21 protein-coding genes are annotated in these 25,749 nt (G+C 60.7%); 15 read left to right on the forward strand and 6 right to left on the reverse strand.

Annotation, left to right across the window (positions count from 1 at the left end):
• Window positions 1-198: 198 nt before the first annotated feature.
• From pyrG to ITX55_RS07775, 5 genes are all read left to right on the forward strand, one after another.
• A complete protein-coding gene (gene pyrG, locus ITX55_RS07755; protein ID WP_004932674.1) occupies window positions 199-1,836 on the forward strand; it encodes a glutamine hydrolyzing CTP synthase in 1,638 nt (545 codons plus the stop codon).
• A gap of 81 nt (window positions 1,837-1,917) precedes the next feature.
• Window positions 1,918-3,213, forward strand: a complete 1,296-nt coding sequence (gene eno, locus ITX55_RS07760) for a phosphopyruvate hydratase (protein ID WP_004932670.1) — start codon at window positions 1,918-1,920, stop codon at window positions 3,211-3,213.
• Window positions 3,214-3,497: 284 nt separating this feature from the next.
• The gene (locus ITX55_RS07765; RefSeq protein WP_108680180.1) at window positions 3,498-4,688 is read left to right on the forward strand and encodes an FAD/NAD(P)-binding oxidoreductase; all 1,191 of its coding nucleotides are present in this window, start codon (window positions 3,498-3,500) and stop codon (window positions 4,686-4,688) included.
• Window positions 4,685-5,089 (forward strand): hypothetical protein, encoded by a 405-nt coding sequence (locus ITX55_RS07770; protein ID WP_108680181.1) that lies wholly within the window; start codon window positions 4,685-4,687, stop codon window positions 5,087-5,089. The genes ITX55_RS07765 and ITX55_RS07770 overlap by 4 nt, the downstream gene beginning before the upstream one ends.
• Before the next feature lie 30 nt (window positions 5,090-5,119).
• Window positions 5,120-6,316 (forward strand): methionine gamma-lyase, encoded by a 1,197-nt coding sequence (locus tag ITX55_RS07775; protein WP_108680182.1) that lies wholly within the window; start codon window positions 5,120-5,122, stop codon window positions 6,314-6,316.
• 37 nt (window positions 6,317-6,353) lie between these two features.
• On the opposite strand, the gene ITX55_RS07780 is transcribed toward ITX55_RS07775, so the two are convergent.
• From ITX55_RS07780 to ITX55_RS07795, 4 genes are all read right to left on the reverse strand, one after another.
• On the reverse strand, window positions 6,354-7,748 hold the full coding sequence (locus tag ITX55_RS07780; protein ID WP_108680183.1) for an amino acid permease: 1,395 nt from the start codon (window positions 7,746-7,748) through the stop codon (window positions 6,354-6,356).
• A gap of 102 nt (window positions 7,749-7,850) precedes the next feature.
• On the reverse strand, window positions 7,851-9,386 hold the full coding sequence (gene hutH / locus ITX55_RS07785) for a histidine ammonia-lyase (RefSeq protein WP_025301604.1): 1,536 nt from the start codon (window positions 9,384-9,386) through the stop codon (window positions 7,851-7,853).
• The gene (gene hutU, locus ITX55_RS07790; RefSeq protein ID WP_025159649.1) at window positions 9,383-11,074 is read right to left on the reverse strand and encodes a urocanate hydratase; all 1,692 of its coding nucleotides are present in this window, start codon (window positions 11,072-11,074) and stop codon (window positions 9,383-9,385) included. The genes hutH and hutU overlap by 4 nt, the downstream gene beginning before the upstream one ends.
• Before the next feature lie 375 nt (window positions 11,075-11,449).
• The gene (locus ITX55_RS07795; protein WP_072626748.1) at window positions 11,450-12,790 is read right to left on the reverse strand and encodes an aromatic acid/H+ symport family MFS transporter; all 1,341 of its coding nucleotides are present in this window, start codon (window positions 12,788-12,790) and stop codon (window positions 11,450-11,452) included.
• A 327-nt stretch (window positions 12,791-13,117) separates the two neighbouring features.
• On the opposite strand from ITX55_RS07795, the gene queE reads away from it, so the two are divergent.
• Window positions 13,118-13,789: a 7-carboxy-7-deazaguanine synthase QueE gene (queE, locus tag ITX55_RS07800; protein ID WP_033651650.1), complete on the forward strand. Its 672-nt coding sequence runs from the start codon at window positions 13,118-13,120 to the stop codon at window positions 13,787-13,789.
• Between the two features lie 43 nt (window positions 13,790-13,832).
• Entirely contained in the window at window positions 13,833-14,342 is a 510-nt protein-coding gene (locus ITX55_RS07805; RefSeq protein ID WP_159085265.1) for a GNAT family N-acetyltransferase, read from the forward strand.
• Between the two features lie 26 nt (window positions 14,343-14,368).
• On the opposite strand, the gene queD is transcribed toward ITX55_RS07805, so the two are convergent.
• Entirely contained in the window at window positions 14,369-14,728 is a 360-nt protein-coding gene (queD, locus tag ITX55_RS07810) for a 6-carboxytetrahydropterin synthase QueD (RefSeq protein ID WP_004932638.1), read from the reverse strand.
• Between the two features lie 436 nt (window positions 14,729-15,164).
• Here queD and cysJ point away from each other — a divergent pair, with 436 nt between their 5' ends.
• The 3 genes from cysJ (at window position 15,165) to ITX55_RS07825 (ending at window position 19,489) form a co-directional block, all read left to right on the forward strand.
• A complete protein-coding gene (gene cysJ / locus ITX55_RS07815; protein ID WP_033651649.1) occupies window positions 15,165-16,964 on the forward strand; it encodes an NADPH-dependent assimilatory sulfite reductase flavoprotein subunit in 1,800 nt (599 codons plus the stop codon).
• Entirely contained in the window at window positions 16,964-18,679 is a 1,716-nt protein-coding gene (cysI, locus tag ITX55_RS07820) for an assimilatory sulfite reductase (NADPH) hemoprotein subunit (protein WP_108680186.1), read from the forward strand. The genes cysJ and cysI overlap by 1 nt, the downstream gene beginning before the upstream one ends.
• Window positions 18,680-18,754: 75 nt before the next feature.
• Window positions 18,755-19,489: a phosphoadenylyl-sulfate reductase gene (locus ITX55_RS07825; protein WP_108680187.1), complete on the forward strand. Its 735-nt coding sequence runs from the start codon at window positions 18,755-18,757 to the stop codon at window positions 19,487-19,489.
• Between the two features lie 55 nt (window positions 19,490-19,544).
• Here the strand turns inward: ITX55_RS07825 and ITX55_RS07830 are convergent, their stop codons facing one another.
• Window positions 19,545-20,615 (reverse strand): aminopeptidase, encoded by a 1,071-nt coding sequence (locus ITX55_RS07830; RefSeq protein WP_108682248.1) that lies wholly within the window; start codon window positions 20,613-20,615, stop codon window positions 19,545-19,547.
• Window positions 20,616-20,876: 261 nt separating this feature from the next.
• On the opposite strand from ITX55_RS07830, the gene cysG reads away from it, so the two are divergent.
• The 5 genes from cysG to ITX55_RS07855 all read left to right on the forward strand — a co-directional run bounded on the left by cysG (window position 20,877) and on the right by ITX55_RS07855 (window position 25,716).
• Window positions 20,877-22,307, forward strand: a complete 1,431-nt coding sequence (gene cysG, locus ITX55_RS07835) for a siroheme synthase CysG (protein ID WP_108680188.1) — start codon at window positions 20,877-20,879, stop codon at window positions 22,305-22,307.
• Window positions 22,308-22,329: 22 nt separating this feature from the next.
• Window positions 22,330-23,238: a sulfate adenylyltransferase subunit CysD gene (gene cysD, locus ITX55_RS07840; protein ID WP_033641883.1), complete on the forward strand. Its 909-nt coding sequence runs from the start codon at window positions 22,330-22,332 to the stop codon at window positions 23,236-23,238.
• Window positions 23,239-23,249: 11 nt separating this feature from the next.
• Complete coding sequence (cysN, locus tag ITX55_RS07845; RefSeq protein ID WP_033641884.1) at window positions 23,250-24,677, forward strand: sulfate adenylyltransferase subunit CysN; 1,428 nt, start codon at window positions 23,250-23,252, stop codon at window positions 24,675-24,677.
• Window positions 24,616-25,305: an adenylyl-sulfate kinase gene (cysC, locus tag ITX55_RS07850; protein ID WP_108680190.1), complete on the forward strand. Its 690-nt coding sequence runs from the start codon at window positions 24,616-24,618 to the stop codon at window positions 25,303-25,305. The genes cysN and cysC overlap by 62 nt, the downstream gene beginning before the upstream one ends.
• A gap of 84 nt (window positions 25,306-25,389) precedes the next feature.
• The gene (locus ITX55_RS07855; protein ID WP_033641885.1) at window positions 25,390-25,716 is read left to right on the forward strand and encodes a DUF3561 family protein; all 327 of its coding nucleotides are present in this window, start codon (window positions 25,390-25,392) and stop codon (window positions 25,714-25,716) included.
• The last annotated feature ends 33 nt before the right edge of the window (window positions 25,717-25,749 follow it).

Consider the following 25,749-nt stretch of genomic DNA (forward strand, 5'->3'; position numbering starts at 1 on the left):
AAGAAATTTTCTCCGCTAACTCTTTGTATTTACTGGAGGGTTTTGGGCGCGCCGGCGGAGTAAACCCTGATGAACACGGGAGGGCGGCCGAGATGATGGACAGCAAAACGATCGTTTGTAGGTCAGGAGAGGTTCGGGTATACTACTTTCCCGTCCTGGTTCTTCCATCGTCTTTAAACCTAAACTCTCAGGTTCAGCATGACAACTAATTATATTTTTGTGACCGGCGGGGTCGTATCCTCTCTGGGTAAAGGCATTGCCGCAGCCTCTCTGGCGGCTATTCTTGAAGCCCGTGGCCTCAACGTTACCATCATGAAACTGGACCCGTACATCAACGTGGATCCGGGCACCATGAGCCCGATTCAGCATGGGGAAGTTTTCGTCACCGAAGACGGCGCAGAAACCGATCTGGATTTGGGTCACTACGAGCGCTTCATCCGCACCAAAATGTCGCGTCGCAACAATTTCACCACCGGCCGCATCTACTCCGACGTGCTGCGTAAAGAACGCCGCGGCGACTATCTGGGCGCGACCGTGCAGGTCATTCCGCACATCACCAACGCGATCAAAGAACGCATCATCGAAGGCGGCGAAGGCCATGATGTGGTGCTGGTGGAAATCGGCGGCACCGTCGGCGATATCGAATCGCTGCCGTTCCTCGAAGCCATCCGTCAGATGGCGGTGGAAGTGGGCCGCGAGCACACCCTGTACATGCACCTGACGCTGGTGCCGTACATGGCGGCGGCGGGCGAAGTGAAAACCAAGCCGACCCAGCATTCCGTAAAAGAGCTGCTTTCCATCGGTATTCAGCCTGATGTGCTGATTTGCCGTTCCGACCGCGCGGTTCCTGCTAACGAACGCGCGAAAATCGCGCTTTTCTGCAACGTGCCGGAAAAAGCGGTTATCTCTCTGAAAGACGTTGATTCTATTTATAAAATCCCAGGCCTATTGAAATCTCAGGGGCTGGACGATTATATTTGTAAACGATTCAGCCTGAACGCGCCGGAAGCCAACCTGGCCGAATGGGAACAGGTGATCTACGAAGAAGCCAATCCGGGCGGCGAAGTGACCATCGGTATGGTCGGCAAATACGTTGAGTTGCCGGACGCCTACAAGTCGGTGATCGAAGCGCTGAAGCACGGCGGGCTGAAAAACCGTCTGACCGTGAACATCAAGCTGATCGACTCGCAGGACGTGGAAACCCGCGGCGTGGAAGTGCTGAAAGGGCTGGACGCGATCCTGATCCCGGGCGGCTTCGGCTACCGCGGCGTGGAAGGCAAAGTGATGACCGCACGCTATGCGCGCGAGAACAACATTCCTTACCTGGGCATTTGCCTGGGCATGCAGGTGGCGTTGATGGAGTTCGCTCGCAACGTGGCGGGGATGGAGAACGCCAACTCCACCGAGTTTATGCCAGACTGTAAGTACCCGGTGGTGGCGTTGATCACCGAATGGCGCGATGAAGACGGCAACGTCGAAGTGCGCAGCGAAGAAAGCGATTTGGGCGGCACGATGCGCGTAGGTGGCCAACAGTGCAACCTGAGCGACAACAGCCTGGTGCGTCAGCTGTACGGCGAACCGACCATTGTCGAGCGTCATCGTCACCGTTACGAAGTTAACAACATGCTGTTGAAGCAGATCGAAGCCGCAGGGCTGCGTGTCGCCGGTCGTTCCGCCGACAACAAGCTGGTCGAGATCATTGAACTGCCGAATCACCCGTGGTTTGTGGCCTGTCAATTCCACCCGGAATTTACATCGACGCCGCGTGATGGGCATCCGCTGTTCGCCGGCTTCGTGAAAGCCGCAGGCGAGCATCAGAAGCGCCAGGTGAAATAAAATATTTGGTAGGCGGCGCGCGGTGAGAACCGCGCGCTGTTTGTCTGGAGTTTTAGTTTAACTTGTACTGAGGAAAACCTAATGTCCAAAATCGTTAAAGTCATCGGTCGTGAAATCATCGACTCCCGCGGTAACCCGACTGTTGAAGCCGAAGTTCATCTGGAAGGCGGTTTCGTCGGCCTGGCTGCTGCGCCGTCAGGTGCTTCTACCGGTTCCCGCGAAGCGCTGGAACTGCGTGACGGTGACAAGTCTCGTTTCCTGGGTAAAGGCGTACTGAAAGCCGTTGCTGCAGTAAACGGTCCGATTGCTCAGGCAGTACTGGGTAAAGATGCCAAAGACCAGGCGAACATCGACAAGATCATGATCGAGCTGGACGGCACCGAAAACAAATCCAACTTCGGCGCCAACGCCATTCTGGCGGTTTCCCTGGCAGCAGCGAAAGCGGCCGCAGCCTCTAAAGGCATGCCGCTGTACGAGCACATCGCTGAACTGAACGGCACCCCAGGCAAATTCTCCATGCCACTGCCGATGATGAACATCATCAACGGCGGCGAGCACGCTGACAACAACGTCGACATTCAGGAATTCATGATTCAGCCGGTTGGCGCGAAGACCCTGAAAGAAGCGGTGCGTATCGGTTCCGAAGTGTTCCACCACCTGGCGAAAGTTCTGAAAGCCAAAGGCATGAACACCGCCGTGGGCGACGAAGGCGGCTACGCGCCAAACCTGGGTTCCAACGCCGAAGCGCTGGCGGTTATCGCTGAAGCGGTAAAAGCGGCGGGCTACGAGCTGGGCAAAGACGTCACTCTGGCGATGGACTGCGCGGCTTCCGAATTCTACAAAGACGGTAAATACGTGCTGGCCGGCGAAGGCAACAAAGCCTTCACTTCCGAAGAGTTCACTCACTTCCTGGAAGAGCTGACCAAACAGTACCCAATCGTGTCTATCGAAGACGGCCTGGATGAATCCGACTGGGCGGGCTTCGCTTACCAGACCAAAGTGCTGGGCGACAAAATCCAGCTGGTGGGCGACGATCTGTTCGTGACCAACACCAAGATCCTGAAAGAAGGCATCGAGAAAGGCATCGCTAACTCCATCCTGATCAAGTTCAACCAGATCGGTTCTCTGACCGAAACGCTGGCGGCTATCAAGATGGCGAAAGACGCCGGCTACACTGCGGTGATCTCTCACCGTTCCGGTGAAACCGAAGACGCAACCATCGCCGACCTGGCGGTAGGTACTGCAGCTGGCCAGATCAAAACCGGTTCCATGAGCCGTTCTGACCGCGTTGCCAAGTACAACCAACTGATCCGCATCGAAGAAGCGCTGGGTGACCGTGCGCCGTTCAACGGCCTGAAAGAAGTTAAAGGCCAGTAAGTTCGACCGATTCGGTTGCTAAATAAAAACCCGCCGCGGCGGGTTTTTTTATGGCTGACGTCCCGATGTTAACCCTGTTTTATTTATTAATAATCGCTGCGTTTAACCTAGTAATTTTATTGTGCAGTTTTCTTGCCGGTTTTTATATTCCGTTTTTATTTGCTTTATAATTATTCGTTACTAGACTGCCAATAAGGCGGCGTTATTTTTTTCTTGCCGTTAAATATCGCCATCATCGTAATGCGTTCTTTCATACTGCCGGGTTTCGGCTGGGGGAGGGCCAGATGCGACAGCGAGTCGTCATTGTCGGCGGTGGAACCGGCGGCACCATGCTAGCCAATCTGCTGGCCGTGAAATTGCACTGGGAAATTCTCAATAATAAAGTTGAGTTATTAATGATTTCGGATTCGCCGCTGCATTATTACAAGCCGGCGTTTATGTATGTTGCATTCAATAATTTTTTCAAGCAGGAGCTCACGCGTTCACAGCGGAGTTTGTTGCGGCCGGAAATACAGTTTGTCGTCGATAAAGCGGAATCTTTTGATTTAAAACAGCGGTATATCATTACGCAAAGCGGCAAGCATTATCCGTATGACTTCCTGGTTTTCGCCACCGGCTGCGTGCCCTGGCCGGAGCGCATCGAAGGGTTGGCGCAGGCGGGCGATCATTTCTACCAGTATCAGGCCGCGCGGCGGTTGGCGCATAAGCTGTCGACGATCGAGAAAGGCCGCATTTTCATCACCGTGTCCTTCCCTGAAACGCCTAATGTGCCCCATCAGTGCGGCATCGCGCCGATTGAAACCACCCTGATGCTGGACGACTACCTGCGGCGGCGCGGCGTGCGCAAGGCGGTGGAGATCGTTTATACCTACCCAACCATTTCTCAACTGCTGCGCAACTGTCTGTTTTTACAGCGCCCGACCGGCGAGGCGCTACCCGCCATTTTTGCCGCGCGCGACATTCGCCACCAGCGTGGGTTTACCCTCAGCCGGGTGGACGCTCAGCGCAACATCGCCTATTCCGCCGAGGGGGAAGAACAGCCGTTCGACATTCTGATGGCGACGCCGCCCATCCGTGCAGTGGAGGCGGTGCGCAATACCGGGTTGAGCGAGAGCCAAAACGGCGAAGGCTGGCTGCCGACCGATCATCAAACGCTGCAGGTCTACGGCCAGCAGGGGGTGTATGTCATAGGCGATACCGTGGATTTGCCGGTCAGCAAGGCCGGCGGCTCTTGCCATAATCAGGCGCCGGTCATTGCCGACAACATCGTGGCGGAAATGCGGCTGGGCCAAACCGTGAGCCATTATGACGGCAAGGTGCAGGCGGTCGCGCAAATGGGGCTGAATGCCGGCATGCCGCTGGTGTACGACTACCGTCACGACGTGCTGCCGACGCCCGCCACCAAGGCGGGCGGCATGCTGCGCAACGGGTTCAACCGCGGCCTTTACTGGGCCACGGTAAGGGGGCTGATATGACGGAAAGCACGGTGCACGCGGCTGACCTGCAATCATTGGCGGCGTTGCTCGAGAAACTGCAGCCGCTGCTGGCGGGCGGCCGTTTGGATAACGTGGTCGATCTGTTGTCGCTGCTGTCGGACGCGGTGGACATCGCCGACAACGCGCTGGTGGAGAAACTGGCCGGCGTCTTTGAAGGTTTGGTGACCATCGGTTGGGAAGGCGGAACGGCGCTGCAGATGGCGCACAGCGAGCTGCAATTGAATCCTCCGCCGGCCAGTTTTCGCGCGCTGTACGCCTTGCTGAAGCAGCCGGATACCGTGCTGGGGTTGACGCTGCTGCTGCGTACTTTACAAATCATCGGCCAGCGCACGCGAGACAGCGCATTGCCGCCGGCCCTTTCGGATGAATCAAAAAATTAAGCTTCACCCACTCAGGTAAGGAGTTGTGTTATGTCCGCTACAGCAGTTGGCCACGACTTTGCCACCCGGGCTATTCATTACGGCTACGATCCGCAGCGGTATCAGGGGGCACTGTCTCCGCCGGTGTTTATGAGCTCTACGTTTGCTTTTCCCACTGCGGAATACGGCGGCGCCTGCTTTGCCGGCACCGAGCCGGGGTACTTTTACTCGCGCATCGCCAATCCGACGTTAAACCTGCTCGAGCAACGCATCGCCAACCTGGAGGAGGGGGAGGCGGCGGTGGCGTTCGCTTCCGGCATGGGGGCGATCACCGCCTGTTGCTGGACGCTGCTCAGACCGGGCGATGAGCTGATTGTCGACGAAACCGTGTATGGTTGCACCTTCAGCTACTTTCATCATGGCCTGGCGCACTTTGGCGTCAAGATAACCCACGTTGATCTGACCCGGCCGGAGCGGCTGGCGGCGGCCATTGGACCGCGTACCCGCCTGGTGTATTGCGAAACGCCGGCCAATCCCAATATGCGTTTGATCGATATCGCCGCCGTGGCGGAGATTGCCCATCGGCATCAGGCGCTGTTGCTGGTGGACAACACCTATTGCACGCCCTATCTGCAGCGGCCTTTGGCGCTAGGCGCCGATATCGTGGTGCACTCGGCGACCAAGTACCTCGGCGGACACGGCGATCTCCTGGCCGGAATAGCGGTGACGCGTCAGGCGTTGGCCGAAGCGATCCGTCTGGAGGGGCTAAAGGACATGACCGGGGCGGTACTGTCGGCGCAGGATGCCGCGCTGGTGCTGCGCGGGATGAAAACCCTGCCGCTGCGCATGGATCGTCATTGCGATAACGCGCAGCGCCTGGCGGAGATGCTGACGGAGCATCCGGCGATCGAGCGGGTGTATTACCCCGGCCTGGCGAACTTCCCGCAGCATGCGTTGGCGCAGCGGCAAATGGCGCGCCCCGGTGGCATGCTGGCGTTTGAACTGCGGGGCGGAATGCGTGCGGGCATTCGCTTCCTCAATGCGCTGCAGCTCATCTTGCGCGCGGTCAGCCTGGGCGATTGCGAAAGCCTGGCGCAACACCCGGCCAGCATGACGCACTCGGCCTACACGCCGGAAGAGCGGAAACGGCACCACATCAGCGAGGGGCTGGTGCGGCTGTCCGCCGGGCTGGAGGCGTTTGACGATCTGCAGGCGGATATCCTGCAGGCGCTGGCGCAGGCGCAATAAAAAAACCCGCCGCAGCGGGTTTTGGCCGAAGCGAGCGTTACATCTGTTGCGTCGCGGTGGTCACCGGCGAACCGCCGCCTTTTTTGCGCACCCACAGCCAGTAAGCCGCTGTGAGGAACGCGATCCACACCAGCCCGACGTACAGCGCGATGCGGCTCTCTTCGAAGTAGCCGAGCAGGCCGATGACGAACGCCATAAAGGCGGTCGCCAATGCCGGCGCCACCGGCCACCACGGCACCGGGAAGCTCAACTGACGCGTTTCTTCCGGCGACAGCGTGCGGCGCATGACGATCTGCGACAGCAGGATCATCAGCCACACCCAGACGGTGGCGAAGGTGGCGATCGAGGCGATGATCATGAAGACCTTCTCCGGGATCAGGTAGTTGAGCACCACCGCCAGCAGCAGGGCGATTGACATGACCAGCACCGTCATCCACGGCACGCCGCTGGCGGTCAGCTTGGTGAAGCTGCGCGGCGCCTGGCCGTCCTGCGCCATGCCGTACATCATGCGGCCGGCGCCGAAGATGTCGCTGTTGATGGCCGAAATGGCCGCGGTGATCACCACCACGTTCAGCACGTTGGCGGCGGAGCTGATGCCGAGGTTGCTGAAGATCTCAACGAACGGGCTGCCGTTCTGGCCGATGCTGTTCCACGGATAGATAGCCATCAGCACCGTCAGCGTCAGCACGTAAAACAGCAGGATGCGCACCGGCACGGCGTTGATCGCCTTCGGCAGCACTTTGGCGGGGTCTTTCGCCTCGCTGGCGGTAATGCCGATGATCTCGATGCCGCCGAAGGCGAACATCACCACCGCCAATGACGCGACCACGCCGCCGATGCCGTTAGGCATAAAGCCGCCGTGTTGCCACAGGTTGCTGATGCCGGTGGCGTGCTGGGTTTGCCCGAAACCGAACAGCATCACCGCTGCACCGCCGACGATCATCGCCACGATGGCGGCGACCTTGACCAGCGACAGCCAGAACTCCAGCTCGCCGAAGACCTTGACGCTGCACAGGTTGAGCGCGCCGATAAACAGGATGATGCTGAGCACCCAAACCCACTGAGCGACGTCCGGGAACCACAGCCCCATATAGATGCCGAAGGCGGTGACGTCCGCCAGGGCGACGATCACCATTTCGAAGGTGTAGGTCCAGCCGGTGAGGAACCCGGCCAGCGGGCCGAGATAGTGGCTGGCGTAGTGGCCGAACGAGCCGGAAATCGGCTGATGCACCGCCATTTCACCCAGCGCGCGCATCACCATGAATACCGCCGCGCCGCCCACCAGATAGGCCAGCAGCACCGCCGGGCCGGCCAGTTGGATGGCGCCGGCGGAGCCGTAGAACAGGCCGGTGCCGATCGCCGAGCCGAGAGCCATGAAACGGATATGCCGCGCGTTTAGTCCGCGTCTGAGTTGTGTCGTTTCGTTACGCATGTTGTTTCCCGTTAAGTGTTTGCCGAACAGGCACGCGCTGCCCGCACCGGGTGGAACGCACCCGGCGGGGCAGAACAAACTGCGTGATTCAGTGTGTGATGATTATGCCTGGCTAGGCAGCAGCGCCGCAGGCAGCAGCGATGTCAGGTGACCGGCCGCCAAGAGTTGGCTGGCGGCTTCAATGTCGGGGGCGAAGAAACGATCCTTGTCGTAGAAACTGACATGCTCGCGCAGCAGACGGCGCGCCTGCTCCAGACCTTCCGAGGTCTTCAGGCCGTTGCGGAAATCCAGGCCCTGGCAGGCGGCCAGCCATTCGACCGCCAGAATGCCGCGCACGTTGTCCGCCATGCTCCACAGGCGGCGACCGGCGGCTGGCGCCATGGAGACGTGGTCTTCCTGGTTGGCGGAGGTCGGGATGCTGTCGACGCTCGACGGATGCGCCAGCGCTTTGTTTTCGCTGGCCAGCGCCGCGGCGGTGACCTGAGCGATCATGAAGCCGGAGTTCACGCCGCCGTTTTCCACCAGGAACGGCGGCAGTTGCGACATGTGTTTGTCCATCATCAGCGAGATGCGGCGTTCGGACAGCGAACCGATTTCGGCAAACGCCAGCGCCAGGTTATCGGCGGCCATCGCTACCGGTTCGGCGTGGAAGTTGCCGCCGGACAGCACGTCGCCCTGTTCGGCGAACACCAGCGGGTTATCGGAGACGGCGTTGGCTTCGATTTCCAGCACCTCGGCGGCCTGGCGGATCTGCGTCAGGCAGGCGCCCATCACCTGCGGCTGGCAGCGCAGGGAGTAAGGATCCTGCACTTTTTCGCAGTTGCGGTGCGAGTCGGAGACTTCGCTGCGCGCGCCGAGCAGGTGGCGGTAGGCGAGGGCGGCGTCGATCTGGCCGCGCTGGCCGCGCACCTCATGGATACGCGCATCGAACGGGCTGCGGGAGCCCAGCGCCGCTTCCACCGTCAGGCTGCCCGCCACGGTCGCGGCGGCGAACAGGTCTTCCGCGTCGAACAGGCCGCGCAGCGCGAAGGCGGCGGAGACCTGGGTGCCGTTCAGCAGCGCCAGGCCCTCTTTCGCTGCCAGCGTCAGCGGTTTCAGACCGGCCTTGGCCAGCGCTTCGGTCGCCGGCAGCCATTGGCCCTGATGACGCGCCTGGCCTTCGCCCAGCAGCACCAGGCTCATGTGCGCCAGCGGCGCCAGGTCGCCGGAGGCGCCGACCGAGCCCTTCAGCGGGATATGCGGATAAACTTCGGCGTTGACCAGCGCGATCAGCGCCTGGATGACTTCCAGACGAATGCCGGAGAAGCCGCGCGACAGGCTGTTGATTTTCAGCACCATGATCAGGCGCACCAGATTGTCGTCGGTGGGCTCGCCCACGCCTGCGGCGTGTGACAGCACGATTGAACGCTGCAGGTTTTCCAAATCGTCACGGGCGATGCGGGTCGAAGCCAGCAGGCCAAACCCGGTGTTGATGCCGTAAGTGGTGCGGTTTTCTTCAACGATGCGTTCCACGCAGGCCACGCTCTGCTGGATAGGGCCGTAGGCGTTGTCGTCCAGCGTCAGCGTCACCGGGTGTTGATACACGTCGCGTAGCTGGGCCAGCGTCAGTTTGCCAGGGCGAATAGTCAGCGCTTTCATGCTTTTTCTCCTTGGGTCGCGGCAACCATCGGCAGGTTCAGGCCTTGCTCGCGGGCGCAGTCGATAGCGATATCGTAACCGGCGTCGGCGTGACGCATGACCCCGGTAGCCGGGTCATTGTGCAGGACGCGGGCGATGCGCTCGGCGGCTTCGTCGGTGCCGTCGCAGACGATCACCATGCCGGAGTGTTGGGAGAAGCCCATGCCGACGCCGCCGCCGTGGTGCAGGGAAACCCAGGTGGCGCCGCTGGCGGTATTCAGCAGCGCGTTCAGCAGCGGCCAGTCGGAAACGGCATCGGAGCCGTCTTTCATCGCTTCGGTTTCACGGTTCGGGCTGGAAACGGAGCCGGAATCCAGATGGTCGCGGCCGATGACGATCGGAGCGGACAGTTCGCCGCGGCGCACCATCTCGTTGAACGCCAGGCCCAGCTTGGCGCGCTGGCCGAGGCCAACCCAGCAGATGCGCGCCGGCAGGCCCTGGAAGCTGATGCGCTCGCGCGCCATGTCCAGCCAGCGGTGCAGGTGCTCGTCATCCGGGATCAGCTCTTTCACCATGGCGTCGGTTTTGTAGATGTCCTGCGGATCGCCGGACAGCGCCGCCCAGCGGAACGGCCCGATGCCGCGGCAGAACAGCGGACGGATGTAGGCCGGCACGAAGCCCGGGAAGTCGAAGGCGTTGTCGACGCCGGTTTCTTTCGCCATCTGGCGAATGTTGTTGCCGTAGTCGAAGGTCGGCACGCCCATCTGCTGGAACGCCAGCATGGCTTTGACGTGATCGGCCATCGATTGCTTGGCGGCGGCGACCACTTTGGCCGGCTCGGTTTGAGCGCGCTGGCGATACTCTTCCCAGCTCCAGCCCTTCGGCAGGTAGCCGTTCAGCGGATCGTGGGCGCTGGTCTGGTCGGTGACCATGTCCGGGCGCACGCCGCGGCGCACCAGCTCAGGCAGGATTTCCGCCGCGTTGCCGCACAGAGCGATGGAGATGGCTTTGCCTTCTGAGGTGTATTTCTTGATGCGGGCCAGCGCGTCGTCCAGATCTTTGGCCTGCTCATCGACGTAGCGGGTTTTCAGACGGAAATCGATGCGGCTCTGCTGACATTCGATGTTCAGCGAGCAGGCGCCCGCCAGCGTCGCTGCCAGCGGCTGCGCGCCGCCCATGCCGCCCAGACCGGCGGTCAGCACCCAGCGCCCCTGCAGGCTGCCGTCGTAGTGCTGGCGGCCCGCTTCGACGAAGGTTTCATAGGTGCCCTGAACGATGCCCTGGCTGCCGATGTAGATCCAGCTGCCGGCGGTCATCTGGCCGTACATCGCCAGGCCTTTGGCGTCCAGCTCGTTGAAGTGTTCCCAGGTTGCCCAGTGCGGCACCAGGTTGGAGTTGGCGATCAGCACGCGCGGCGCGTTGCTGTGGGTTTTGAAGACGCCGACCGGTTTGCCGGACTGCACCAGCAGGGTTTCGTCTTCTTCCAGCGTTTTCAGGGTTTCGACGATCTTGTCGTAGCAATCCCAGTCGCGCGCGGCGCGGCCGATGCCGCCGTACACCACCAGCTCGTGTGGGTTCTCCGCAACTTCAGGATCGAGGTTGTTCATCAGCATGCGTAACGGCGCTTCGGTCAGCCAGCTTTTTGCGTTTAATTGTGTGCCGCGTGGCGCGCGTACATCGACATTGCGAACTTTGTTATTTGTAGTCACAGCAGTTTCCTCAAACAGTATCGGTGCAGATTCCATGCCGCGGTGGGGATGAGTACCACGGCATAACAATGCGTAGGGCTTATTAACATATACTTGTATGTACAAGCATATGCAACACTGACCAGTTGCCGCTGAAAAGTGGCATAAGAAAAAGTTATTTTCTTTTTATATCAGGTTGATATGCGATTTTTTATCGCCGGTCTCAGGTACGGAAAGCCGGAGAAAAGTGAGCTGTTCGGCAAAAATGAATTAAAATTGACTCATTTTTGGGCGGCTAGTCACAATATTTTTACAGTCTGATTACAGTTGACGGCGGAGGATAAAAAAGCCCTATCACCGCAGGAAGAAAGCCCGCCGTGGGCGGGCTTGCAAGGGTCAGGCGGCCGGCTGCAGCGTCGGTTTGCGGCTCATCTTGCACACCGTGGCGATGGCGGCGATCAGCGCCGGCACGCACAGGAACATCAGGATGCTCTGCACTTCCCACTGCATCGCCAGCAGTTGGGCGCCCATCATGGTGCCGGCGACGCCGCCGAAGCGGCCGATGCCCTGCATCCAGGCGATGCCGGTGGCGCGGCTGTGGGTCGGGTAGAAGGTCGCCGCCAGCGTTTGCAGCCCGGACTGCGCGCCGTTCATGGTGACGCCCATCAGGAAGATGAAGGCGCCCAGCAGCACGATCTGTTTATCCTCGGTGGCCATCGCCACGATCAGCAAGGCGGTGACGACAAAGCCGCTCGAGACTACTTTGTGCGCATTCCAGCGGTCCATCAACCAGCCGGCCACCAAGATGCCCAGCGTGCCGCCGAAGGTGAACAGCGAGGTGAGCATCGCCGATTGCTCCAACTGATAGCCCAATCCCTGCATCAGGATTGGCATCCAGCTCAGCAACACGTAGTAGATCACCAGCCCCATAAAGTAGGTCAGCCACAGCATCAGCGTGCCGAGCAGGTAAGGGCGGCTGAACAGCAGGCCGACGCTGGTCTTGGTCTGCGTCAGCTTCTCTTCGTACAGATAAAAACGCGTCACGCCGTCGAGGCTCCGGCTGACGAAGCGCTGCGCGATGCGCTTGATCTTCGCCGCATCCTGGCCGCGGTTAACCATATATTTAACCGACTCCGGCAGCAGCAGGATCAGCAGGACAGTCAAGACCAGCGGCGCGATGGCGCCGAGCAGCAGCACGCTGTGCCAGCCGTAGTTCGGGATCAGCCACGATGAAATGGCGCCGCCGCCGGCCGCGCCCAGCGGAAAACCGCAGTACATGGTGTTGATCGCCAGCGAACGGCAGCGCTGCGGCGCGTATTCGGAGATCAAGGTAATAGCGTTGGGCATCGCCGCCCCCAGCCCGAGACCGGTGAGGAAGCGCCACAGCGTCAGGCTGTTGAGCGAACCGGCGTAGGCGGTGGCCAGGCTCGACAGGCCGAAGAACAGGCAGGAAAACACCAGCACGCGCTTGCGGCCGATGCGGTCGGAGATCGGCCCGGCGATCAGCGCGCCGAGCGACAGCCCCAGCAGCGCAGCGCTCAGCACCGGCCCCAGATCCTGCTTCACGATGCCCCAGTCTTTGGCGACCGAGGGGGCGATATAGCCCATGGCGGCGGTATCGAAGCCGTCGATGGCGAGGATCAGAAATCCGAGAATGATCAGTGTCCAGTGAAACAGCGAAAACTTGCTGTCGTCGATGGCCTGTTGAATGTTTAACTCGCTGGTGGAATGAGTCATGGCACCCTCTAAACGCAGATGTAGTCGTGATGGATGGAACGTGGCCGAAACTGGCGCTCGGCTTGTGTTTGCTTGTATATACATCTGCGCGTCGGCGCTTTATGTCAAATATAATTATCTTATTTGTTAACTGCGTGTTGTTTTCTGTGGAGCAGGTTGCACCGCCGATGAAAGGCCAAAGACCGGTTAACAAATTAAATGAACGCCATTGGCGGTGAGATATGCTGACGGCGGCGCGGAGGATAAAATTTAATACAATTTTGGCCGTTTGGTCGCCGGGCCGGAATCTGCGATAATCGCTTTTTACTTTTCCAGATTGAGAAACCGATGCAGTACCCGATCAACGAGATGTTCCAAACCTTGCAGGGCGAAGGCTTTTTCACCGGCGTTCCGGCCATTTTCATCCGCCTGCAGGGCTGCCCGGTAGGGTGCAGCTGGTGCGACACCAAACATACCTGGGAAAAGGAAGCCCATCGGGAAGTCGACCTGCAACGGATCCTGGTCAAGACAGAAGAGAGCGACGCCTGGGGCAATGCCGGCGCCGAGCAGCTGTTGGCGGTGATGCGCCAACAAGGTTACACCGCGCGCCATGTGGTGATCACCGGCGGTGAACCCTGCATCTACGATCTGGCGCCGTTGACCGAGCTGTTCGAGCAGCACGGCTACCGTTGCCAGATTGAAACCAGCGGCACCCACGAAGTTCGCTGCTCCGCCAACACCTGGGTGACGGTTTCGCCCAAGGTGAATATGCGCGGCGGCATGAAGGTGCTGGATCAGGCGCTGCGGCGCGCCGACGAGGTGAAGCATCCGGTGGCGCGCGAGCGCGATATCGAGGCGCTGGATGCGCTGCTGGCGACGCTGCAGGACGATAAGGCGCGCATTATCGCGCTGCAGCCGATCAGCCAGAAAGAAGAGGCGACCCGCCTGTGCATCGAAACCTGCATTGCGCGCAATTGGCGGCTGTCGATGCAGACCCACAAATATCTGAATATCGCCTGAGTGTTTTATTGGCCGCAGGCCTTCGAACGGGACGGGAGTTACGGTGAAAATTGTATCGCGTGCATTCGAGGCGGTGACGGAAGCGGAATTGCGGTCGATTCGTTCGTTGTTGTCCGACGCTTTCCCCGAGATAACCGACGGATTTTATCGGCGGCAGGTGCCGGCTTGCCTGGTGACCGCCACGGAAGGCGAGGCGATCGTCGGCCAACTGGCGGTGCATGAGCGGCCGGTGTTGATTGACGGTGAGGCCGAGGTGATCGGCATCATCGGGCTGGTGGCCGTGGCACACACGCATCGGCGCCGCGGCGTGACCGCAAACATGCTGGTGAAGGCGCATGACTATTTGAGCAGTAAAGGGATCGCGTATTCCATACTGTTTGCGGTAAGCGAAAAGTACTATACCGGCGCCGGCTATCGGGCGATGGAAAACGAGACGGCGTTCATTGAGGATGGCGAGAGCAAAACGTTTGTCTATCGAGGGGGAATGGCGCTGAGCCTGTCGGAAAGGCCCTGGACGGCGCGGCGTCTGGATCTGCAAGGCGAGGTAGTGTGAGGGTATCTGCACATACCCTCACGGCATCAACCTTTATATACGCATCCCGCCGTACAGGTCTCTTTCACCATCACCGCAGTCAGTTCCGGTAACTGGGGCTTGAGCTGCTGCCAAATCCAGGCGGCGAGCACTTCGCTGGTGGGATTTTCCAATCCTGGAATATCGTTCAGATAATGGTGATCCAGCCGCTCCCAGATCGGGGAAAACACAGCCTTGAGCTCGGCGAAATCCATCACCCAACCGGTGTGGGGATCCACTTCACCGGTCACTTCCAGACGCACCATAAACGAATGCCCATGCAGACGGCCGCATTTGTGGCCCTCCGGCACATGCGGCAAACGGTGTGCGGCTTCAAACTGAAAATCTTTAAACAGCGTGGTTGCCATTATTACGGCCTCATTGACTCAAAAACCGCCGCATAGTACCGGAAAGCGCGTCTGCTTGCCATTTATACCGTTATGGTCTACCGCCACGGCAAACGCATCCGGTTAACACTTTTTTTGTTTGGTGTCTGCGGCACCTATCGGCTGGGGTTATGAGCCGAAATGTTGAACGGTGAAAAAATGATGAAAAAAAGTGCTTTATTTTCATCTGGATAAAAAACTTTGTTTAACGGTTTAAGCGTTATCCCTTACCAGAAAAACAGCTTAGTCATTTTGGTTATGATTTATTGCTATCCCTTATTTAATCGTTGCTATTCTGCTCGGTAACCTTACAAACTCTCCTGATCTTTTCCGCACACCCGACGCAGCGAAGAGACAGCGACTGACACTGGCGCGCGCCTGGCAGGAAAGGCGCTAAGTATAGGAAATAAGTACAGCAATGACGACTCAGGCTCCTCCAACATCTTTGCTCCCGCTGACGCCCGAACAGCTGGCACGCCTGCAGGCGACGATCGGCGACTATTCGCCGACGCAGCTGGCGTGGCTGTCCGGTTATTTTTGGGGCATGGTCAATCAACAGCCAGGAGCCGTGGCCATTGCGCCCGCCGCCCCTGCCGCCGCCGGCATCACCATCATTTCCGCTTCGCAGACCGGCAATGCGCGCCGCCTGGCGGAGCAGCTGCGCGATGATTTGCTGGCCGCCAATCTGAACGCCACGCTGATCAGCGCCGGCGATTACAAGTTCAAGCAGATAGCGCAAGAGCGCCTGCTGGTGATCGTCGCCTCCACGCAAGGGGAAGGCGAGCCGGCGGAAGAAGCGGTGGCGCTGCATAAATACCTGTTCTCGAAAAAGGCGCCGAAGCTGAGTGACACCGCGTTTGCGGTGTTCGGGCTGGGCGACACCTCTTATGAGAATTTCTGTCAGTCCGGTAAAGATTTCGACGCCAAGTTGGCCGAACTGGGCGCCGAGCGCCTGGTGGAGCGCGTGGATGCCGACGTGGAGTATCAGGAACTGGCCGCCGCCTGGCGCAAACAGGTGGTGTCGGTGCTGAAGGCGCGCGCGCCGGCGGAAAGCGCCGCGCCGGGCGCGTTGGCCAGCGGCGCGGTCGACCTGATCGACAGCAGCCCGTACAGCAAGGAACAACCGCTCACCGCCCAACTGGCGGTCAAGCAGAAAATTACCGGCCGCGCGTCCGATAAAGACGTGCGCCATATCGAGATCGATTTGGGCGATTCGGGCCTGCGCTACCAGCCTGGCGATGCGCTCGGCGTATGGTTCGACAACGATCCGGCGCTGGTGGACGAACTGGTGCAGCTATTGTGGCTGAAAGGCGACGAACCGGTGGAGGTGGAAGGGCAAACCCTGCCGCTGGCGCAGGCGCTGCGCAGCCATTTCGAACTGACGCAGAACACCACGCCGATCGTCGATAAATACGCCGCGCTGTCGCGCGACGAAAAGCTGATCGGTCTGTTGGCGGATAAAGCCGCGCTGCAGCAGTATGCGCACAACACGCCGATCGTCGACATGGTGCGCCAGGCGCCGGCGGATCTGAGCGCCGAACAGCTGGTCGGGCTGCTGCGTCCGCTGACGCCGCGCCTGTACTCCATCGCCTCTTCACAGGCGGAAAATGAGAACGAAGTGCACATCACCGTGGGCGTCGTGCGTTACGACATCGACGGGCGCGCTCGCAGCGGCGGCGCCTCCGGTTTCCTGGCGGACCGCCTGGAGGAGGACGGCGACGTGCGGGTGTTTATCGAGCACAACGACAACTTCCGTCTGCCGGCCAACCCGGAAACGCCGGTGATCATGATCGGCCCGGGCACCGGCATCGCGCCGTTCCGCGCCTTTATGCAGCAGCGCGACGCCGACGGCGCCGGCGGCAAAAACTGGCTGTTCTTCGGCAACCCGCACTTTACCGAAGATTTCCTGTACCAGGTTGAATGGCAGCGCTACGTGAAAGACGGCCTGCTGACCCGCATCGATCTGGCCTGGTCCCGCGACCAGCAACATAAAATATACGTACAAGACAAACTGCGCGAACAGGGCGCGGAAGTGTGGCGCTGGATTCAGGAAGGCGCGCACATTTACGTCTGCGGCGATGCCAATCGCATGGCGAAAGACGTGGAACACACATTACTGGAACTGGTGGCCGAGCACGGTGGCATGGATACCGAGCAGGCGGATGAATTTTTAAGTGAGCTGCGCCTTGAGCGCCGTTATCAGCGAGATGTTTACTGATGAGTGATAAACACCCCGGGCCTTTGGTGGTCGAAGGCAAACTGGCCGATGCGGAGCGCATGAAGAAGGAGAGCAACTTCCTGCGCGGCACCATCGCCGAAGATTTGAACGACGGCCTGACCGGCGGCTTCAACGGCGACAACTTCCTGCTGATCCGTTTTCACGGCATGTACCAGCAGGATGATCGTGACATTCGCGCCGAACGCGCCGAGCAGAAGCTGGAGCCGCGCCACGCCATGATGCTGCGTTGCCGCCTGCCGGGCGGCGTCATCAGCCCGCAGCAGTGGCTGGGCATCGACAAGTTCGCGCAGGAGAGCACGCTGTACGGCAGCATTCGCATCACCAACCGCCAGACGTTCCAGTTTCACGGCATCCTGAAAGGCAACGTCAAACCGGTGCACCAGTTGCTGAATCGCCTGGGGCTGGACGCGCTGGCGACCGCCAACGACGTGAACCGCAATGTGCTGTGCACCTCCAACCCGGTGGAGTCCGAGCTGCATCAGGAAGCCTACGAGTGGGCGAAGAAGATCTCCGAACACCTGCTGCCGCGCACCCGCGCCTACGCAGAGGTGTGGCTGGATCAGGAGAAGGTGGCCACTACCGACGAAGAGCCGATTCTGGGGCCGACCTACCTGCCGCGCAAATTCAAAACCACGGTGGTGATCCCGCCGCAGAACGACGTCGATCTGCACGCCAACGACATGAACTTCGTGGCGATCGCCGAAAACGGCAAGCTGGTGGGCTTCAACCTGCTGGTGGGCGGCGGGCTGTCCATTGAGCACGGCAACAAGAAAACCTACGCGCGTCAGGCCAGCGAGTTCGGCTACATTCCGCTCGAGCATACGCTGGCGGTGGCTGAAGCGGTGGTGACCACACAGCGCGACTGGGGCAACCGCACCGATCGCAAGAACGCCAAAACCAAATACACTCTGGAGCGCGTCGGCGTGGACGTTTTCCGCGCCGAAGTGGAAAAGCGCGCCGGCATCACCTTCGCGCCGATTCGGCCGTATGAATTCACCGGCCGCGGCGATCGCATCGGTTGGGTGAAGGGCATCGACGATCAGTGGCACCTGACGCTGTTTATTGAGAACGGCCGCCTGCTGGACTATCCGGGGCGCCCGCTGAAGACCGGCATGGCGGAGATCGCCAAGATCCATAAAGGCGACTTCCGCCTGACGGCGAACCAAAACGTGATCATCGCCGGCGTGCCGGAAAGCGAGAAGGCCAAGATCGACGCCTTGGCGCGCGATCATGGCCTGATCGACGACGAGATCAGCGAGCAACGCAAAAACTCGATGGCCTGCGTGTCGTTCCCGACCTGCCCGCTGGCGATGGCGGAGGCCGAGCGTTTCCTGCCGCAGTTTGTCACCAAGGTGGAAGGGATCATGCATCGGCACGGGGTGGGTGACGAGCATATCGTGCTGCGCATCACCGGCTGCCCGAACGGCTGCGGCCGCGCGCTGCTGGCGGAGCTGGGGCTGGTGGGCAAGGCGGTCGGCCGCTATAACCTGCATTTGGGCGGCAACCGCGAAGGCACGCGCATTCCGCGCATGTACCGCGAAAACATCAACGAAGACGAGATCCTGAGCGAGATCGACCTGTTGGTGGGGCGCTGGGCGAAGGAGCGCAACGCCGGCGAAGGCTTCGGCGACTTCACCGTTCGCGCGGGCATCGTCAAACCGGTGCTGGATCCGGCGCGAGATTTCTGGGAGTGAGGCCGGGCGGCCCCTGGGCAGAGGGGCCGCGCAGGTCATATCCCTTTCGTTTTCACGTATCAGGAGGCAGGCAACATGGCTGAATTCGATCTGGCGGCGCTGAACGCGTTGCCCAAATCCGGGCAGGCGCTGGCATTGGCGGTAGCCAACGGCCAGCTGGAGAGCCTCAGCGCCGAACAGCGCGTCGAATGGGCGCTGGAGCATCTGCCCGGCGAGTTTGTACTCTCATCCAGTTTCGGCATTCAGGCGGCGGTATGTCTGCACCTGGTGACGCGCATCCGGCCGGATATCCCGGTGATCCTGACCGACACCGGTTACCTGTTCCCGGAAACCTACCGCTTTATCGATCAACTGACCGACCAGCTGAAGCTGAATCTGCAGGTGTTCCGCGCCGAACAGTCTCCCGCCTGGCAAGAGGCGCGCTACGGCAAACTGTGGGAGCAGGGCGTGGAAGGCATTGAAAAGTATAACCAGATCAATAAGGTCGAGCCGATGAACCGCGCGCTGGAGACGCTGGGCGCGCAGAGCTGGTTCGCCGGCCTGCGGCGCGAACAGTCCGGCAGCCGCGCCAATCTGCCGGTGCTGGCGGTGCAGCGTGGGGTGTTCAAGATCCTGCCGATCATCGACTGGGACAACCGCAAGATTTACCAGTATTTGACCGAACACGGGCTGAGCTACCACCCGTTGTGGGAGCAGGGTTACCTGTCGGTCGGCGATACCCACACCACCCAGAAGTGGGAGCCGGGCATGAGCGAGGAAGAGACGCGTTTCTTCGGCCTGAAGCGCGAGTGCGGCCTGCACGAAGGCTAAACGACGCGAATGACATCACAGGGCTCAGCAATGCTGGGCCCTGTTTTTTTGCGGGCTACTTTTTCTTTTGCGCTTTCGGCGGGTGCGCCTGCGCCAGCTCTTTGATCAAGGGCAGCAGGATCTGCACGCTGTCGCGGCTGCGTTTGTCGATCCGCCCCGGCAGGTAGCGATCCAGATACTGCAGGTTGTCGTACTGCGGGCGGTGCCAGGTGATGCCCTGCGGGAAGTGCGGGCTGACGGCGCGCTGCTGGTAACCGTCCTTGTCGCCCAGCGACCAGTTGGTGGCCTCCACTGACAAGACCGGGATGCCTGCGGCGTCGAACACCTCTTGATCGGAACAGCAGCCGGTGCCTTGCGGATGCTGCGCGTTGCCTGGGTTGGTGGCGGCGGCGATGCCGTAGCGGTGGGCGATATCCAGTGCGCGATCGCGGGAGCGCTTCGCCATCTGCGGCGGCGTGTTGCGCCCGGCGTTGAAGTACAGACGATCGCCGGTGATCAGGCTGTCGAGGTTGATCACCAGCACGGTGTTGCTTTTCTCTTCCGCGCTCATGCGCTGCAGGTAGTTCTGCGCGCCCAGCGAACCGATCTCTTCAGCGCTGGTGGCGACGAAGCGCAGGCCGTAGGCAGTGGGGATATCCTTCAGGCGTTCCGCCAGCTCCAGCATCACGCCGATGCCGGAGGCGTTGTCGTCGACGCCCTGCAGCGTCAGGCCGCCGAGATTGTTATCCAGATCCTCGTCGCTCTGCGGCGTATAGGTGTCGAAGTGGGCGACGACCACGATTTGTTTCGGGCTGTCGCCGTTGCGGGCGGCGATCACCGAGCTGGCGGTGACGTTATTCCAGTTCTTCTTGCCGTCTTTGCTGGTGTAGAGATAACGCGTGTTGACGCTGCGAATATCGCTTTGGTAACCCATCTTGCCGAACTGCTGCTTGAGATAGTCGGCGGTGAGCAATTCTGCCGGGCTGCCCGCCATGCGGCCGGGGAAGTAAGTGGCGATGTGGCGGGTCTGTTCGGCGGCGAAACGGCCCATTGGCGCGTCTTTTACGGGCTGTGCGGCACAAACGCTGAAGACGCCGCCGAGTGCGAGGGCCAGCAGGCTGGTCTTCAGGTAAAAACGGGAAAACATACCGAAAAATCCTTCTTTGCTATCGGCGCTGCCGATCATTTTTCTTCGGCGCCCAGTATGAGACGACGGGCGGCATTACACAATTTCCCTGTCTCTTAATTTTCGCGCGAACGCGCAAATCGCCGTCGCGATGAGCATGGTTTGCCTCCTGCGCTGCGGCCTATATTCCATAAAGGAACTAATCATTCCTTTTCGTCATTTCAGAGGCTAAATCTCAGCCCGTATAGTCACACTATCTTTCTGTTATATGAAAAGGCTGTTGTGGACTATCTACCAATATTCGCCGACCTGAAACAACGTCCGGTGCTGGTCGTTGGCGGTGGTGACGTGGCGGCGCGCAAAGTCTCCCTGCTTCAACGCGCCGGGGCTGAAATACGGATAGTTGCGCAGTCGCTCTCACCGGAACTGGAACAACAACGTCAGCAAGGGCGGGTGCTCTGGCTGGGAAAAACCTTTGATCCGCAGCAGCTGGACGACGTGTTTCTGGCGATCGCCGCCACGGACGACAATGCGCTGAACGCCGCGGTGTTCGCCGAGGCGGATAAACGCCGGGTGCTGGCCAACGTGGTGGACGATCAGCCGCGCTGTTCGTTCATCTTCCCGTCGATCATCGATCGCTCGCCGCTGGTGGTGGCCGTATCGTCCAGCGGCCAGGCCCCGGTGCTGGCGCGGTTGCTGCGCGAAAAGCTGGAGGCGTTGCTGCCCGCCAGTTTGGGGCAGATGGCGCAGGTGGCGGGCCGCTGGCGCGGCCAGGTCAAACAGCGGTTGGCTTCGATCGGCGAACGTCGCCGTTTCTGGGAAAACACCTTCGGCGGCCGTTTCGCCACGCTGGTGGCCAACGGCCAGACGGCGCAGGCGGAACGCCAGCTGGAGCAGGATTTACACCGCTTCGCCGCAGGCGATGAGGGCGCCCAGGGCGAGATAGCGCTGGTGGGCGCCGGGCCGGGCGACGTGGGGCTGTTGACCCTGCGCGGGCTGCAGGTGATGCAGCAGGCGGACGTGGTGCTGTATGACCATCTGGTCAGCGGCGAAATCCTCGATCTGGTGCGCCGCGACGCCGAGCGCATCTGCGTGGGCAAGCGCGCCGGCGCGCACTCGGTGATCCAGGAAGAGACCAATAGGCTGCTGGTGGAACTGGCGCAGCAGGGCAAGCGCGTGGTGCGCCTCAAGGGGGGCGATCCGTTCATCTTCGGCCGCGGCGGCGAAGAGCTGCAGGTGGCCGCCGCCGCCGGCATTCCGTTCCAGGTGGTGCCGGGCGTCACGGCCGCCGCGGGGGCGACCGCCTACGCAGGCATTCCGCTGACGCACCGCGACCACGCGCAGAGCGTGACCTTTATCACCGGCCACTGCCGCCCCGACGGCGATGGCCTGGACTGGGCCGATCTGGCGCGGGCGCGGCAGACGCTGGCTATCTACATGGGCACCATGAAGGCGGCGGACATCAGCCAGCGCCTGATCGCCCACGGTCGCGACGCCGCGACGCCGGTGGCGGTGATCAGCCGCGGCACGCGCGCCGATCAGCAGGTGCAGATCGGCACGCTGGAACAACTGGAATATCTGGCCCAACGGGCGCCGTTGCCGGCGCTGCTGGTGATCGGCGAAGTGGTGGAACTGCACCACCAAATCGCCTGGTTCGGGCATCAATCGCAGACGGAAGGGGCCGCGCGCCCGGCCGTCGTGAATTTGGCATAGGCAAGGCTTTTAAGGACCTGTTATGGACGAAAAACGACTCACTCATTTGCGGCAATTGGAGGCGGAGAGTATCCATATCATCCGTGAAGTCGCCGCTGAATTCGCCAACCCGGTGATGCTGTATTCCATCGGCAAAGACTCTTCCGTGATGCTGCACTTAGCGCGTAAGGCGTTCTTCCCCGGCACGCTGCCATTCCCGCTGCTGCACGTCGATACCGGCTGGAAATTCCGCGAAATGTACGAATTCCGCGATCGCACCGCGAAGGAGTACGGCTTCGAGCTGCTGGTGCATAAAAACCCGGAAGGGGTGGCGATGGGCATCAACCCGTTCGTGCACGGCAGCGCCAAGCATACCGACATCATGAAAACCGAGGGCCTGAAGCAGGCGTTGAACAAGTACGGTTTCGACGCCGCCTTCGGCGGTGCGCGGCGCGACGAGGAGAAATCGCGCGCCAAAGAGCGCATCTATTCGTTCCGCGATCGCTTCCATCGCTGGGATCCGAAAAACCAGCGGCCGGAGCTGTGGCACAACTACAACGGCCAGATCAACAAAGGGGAGAGCATCCGCGTCTTCCCGCTGTCGAACTGGACCGAGCTGGATATCTGGCAGTATATCTTCCTGGAAAACATCGACATCGTGCCGCTGTATCTGGCGAAACCGCGCCCGGTGGTGGAGCGCGACGGCATGCTGATGATGGTGGACGACGATCGCATCGATCTGCAGCCGGGTGAAGTGATCAGCCAGCGCATGGTGCGTTTCCGCACCCTGGGGTGCTGGCCGCTGACCGGCGCGGTGGACTCGCAGGCGCAAACCCTGCCGGAGATCATCGAAGAAATGCTGGTCTCCACCACGAGTGAACGCCAGGGGCGGATGATCGATCGCGATCAGTCCGGCTCGATGGAGCTGAAAAAGCGTCAAGGGTATTTCTAAGGAGCCGCCGGATGAATAACGCAATTGCACAACAAATCGCTGACCAGGGCGGCGTCGAGTCTTATCTGCACGCGCAGCAGCACAAGAGCCTGCTGCGCTTTCTGACCTGCGGCAGCGTCGACGACGGCAAAAGCACCCTGATCGGCCGCCTGCTGCACGATACCCGCCAGATCTACGAGGATCAGCTGTCGACGCTGCACAGCGACAGCAAACGCATCGGCACCCAGGGCGAGAAGCTCGATCTGGCGCTGCTGGTGGACGGTCTGCAGGCCGAGCGCGAGCAGGGCATCACCATCGATGTGGCCTATCGCTACTTCTCGACCGAAAAACGCAAGTTTATCATCGCCGATACCCCGGGGCATGAGCAGTACACCCGCAACATGGCCACCGGTGCCTCCACCTGCGATCTGGCGATCCTGCTGATCGACGCGCGTAAAGGGGTGCTGGATCAGACTCGTCGCCACAGCTTTATCGCGACCCTGCTGGGCATTCGCCATCTGGTGGTCGCGGTAAACAAAATGGATCTGGTGGACTATCAGGAAGCGGTGTTCGAGCAGTTCAAACAGGATTACCTGACCTTCGCCCAGCAGCTGCCAGGCGATCTGGACATCAAGTTCGTGCCGCTGTCGGCGTTGGACGGCGACAACGTGGCGAGCGAAAGCGCCCATATGCCGTGGTACAGCGGCCCGACGCTGCTGGAAGTGCTGGAGAGCGTTGACGTGGTCAGCGAGCGAGAAAACCAGCCGCTGCGCTTCCCGGTGCAGTACGTCAACCGCCCGAACCTCGATTTTCGCGGCTATGCCGGCACGCTGTCCGCCGGCGTGGTGCGGGTGGGGCAACGCATCAAAGTGCTGCCTTCCGGCGTGGAGTCCAGCGTGGCGCGCATCGTGACCTTCGACGGCGATCTGCCAGAGGCAGTGCCGGGCGAAGCGATTACGCTGGTGCTGAAGGATGAAGTGGACATCAGCCGGGGCGATCTGCTGGTCGACGCCGGCGAAAGCCTGCAGGCAGCGCAGAGCGCGCTGGTGGACGTGGTATGGATGGCCGAGCAGCCGCTGGTGCCGGGCCAGAGCTACGACATCAAGATCGCCGGTAAAAAGACCCGCGCACGCGTGGAGAGCATCCGTCATCAGGTGGAGATCAATACGCTGGCGCAGCATCCGGCCGACACGTTGCCGCTCAACGGCATCGGATTGGTGGAGCTGACCTTCGACGAACCGCTGGTGCTGGACAGCTACCAGAGCAATCACGACACCGGCGGGCTGATCTTTATCGATCGCATGAGCAACGTGACGGTTGGCGCCGGTCTGGTGCGTGAAACGCTGCAGGCCGCATCGGCGGCGCGCGGCGAATTCAGCGCCTTCGAGCTGGAGCTGAATGCGCTGGTACGCAAGCACTTCCCGCACTGGGGCGCGCGCGATCTGCTCGGTGGCCGATAAGGTGGCCGTTGAACTGAGGGCGACCGGGCCGGACGACGAAAATGTGGTTTGGCATCCGCACGCGGTGACGCGCACGGATCGCGAAGCGCGCAACGGCCATCGCGGCGCGGTGCTGTGGTTTACCGGGCTGTCCGGCTCGGGCAAATCCACCGTCGCCGGCGCGCTGGAGCAGGCGCTGCATGGGCTCGGCGTCAGCACCTATCTGCTGGACGGCGATAACGTGCGCCACGGCCTGTGTCGCGATCTCGGCTTCTCCGACGAGGATCGGCGCGAGAACATTCGCCGGGTGGGGGAAGTGGCCAAGCTGATGGTGGACGCCGGGCTGGTGGTGCTGACCGCATTCATTTCGCCGCACCGCGCCGAACGGCAGATGGTGCGTGAGATGCTCGGCGACGATCGCTTTATCGAGGTGTTTGTCGATACGCCGTTGGCGATCTGCGAGGCGCGCGATCCGAAGGGATTGTATAAGAAAGCGCGCGCCGGCGAGCTGCGCAATTTCACCGGTATCGACGCGGTTTACGAGGCGCCGCAGCAGCCGGAAATCCACCTTGATGGCCAACAATTGGTAACAAATTTGATTGCGCAATTGTTAGACGTGTTGCGTGGTCAGGCTATTATCAAACCCTGAATTCAAAAAAAGCGTGTGGCGTTTTTCGCCATGCGCTTTTTACTCTAAGCCGCCGCAGAGCGAGCCGAATAACCAGGGATCACTATGCAAAATGTCACGCCTATCTTGATCGACTCCAAGCAGTCAAAACAGGAGAAAGAGGAGCCTTCTTATTCTTTCCTGGGCGGCGTCAGCGGCTTTGTTTTCTACTGGCTGGCGTTCGCGTTGCCGTTTTTGGTTTACGGTTCCAACACGCTGTTTTTCCTGCTTTATACCTGGCCATTCTTCCTGGCGCTAATGCCGCTGTCGGTGCTGATCGGCATCACCCTCAGCATGCTGCTGCGCGGCCGTCTGATCTTGACGCTGCTGCTGACCGGCGCCGTTGTGCTGTGCCTGTTCTGGCTGGTGTTCAGCTTCCTGACCGGGTGGTGAGAGAGTGGGCGCCGAGGCCGGCGCCCGCAGGAT

The organism is Serratia sp. EWG9 (assembly GCF_019913725.1).
GTDB lineage: Bacteria > Pseudomonadota > Gammaproteobacteria > Enterobacterales > Enterobacteriaceae > Serratia > Serratia ureilytica.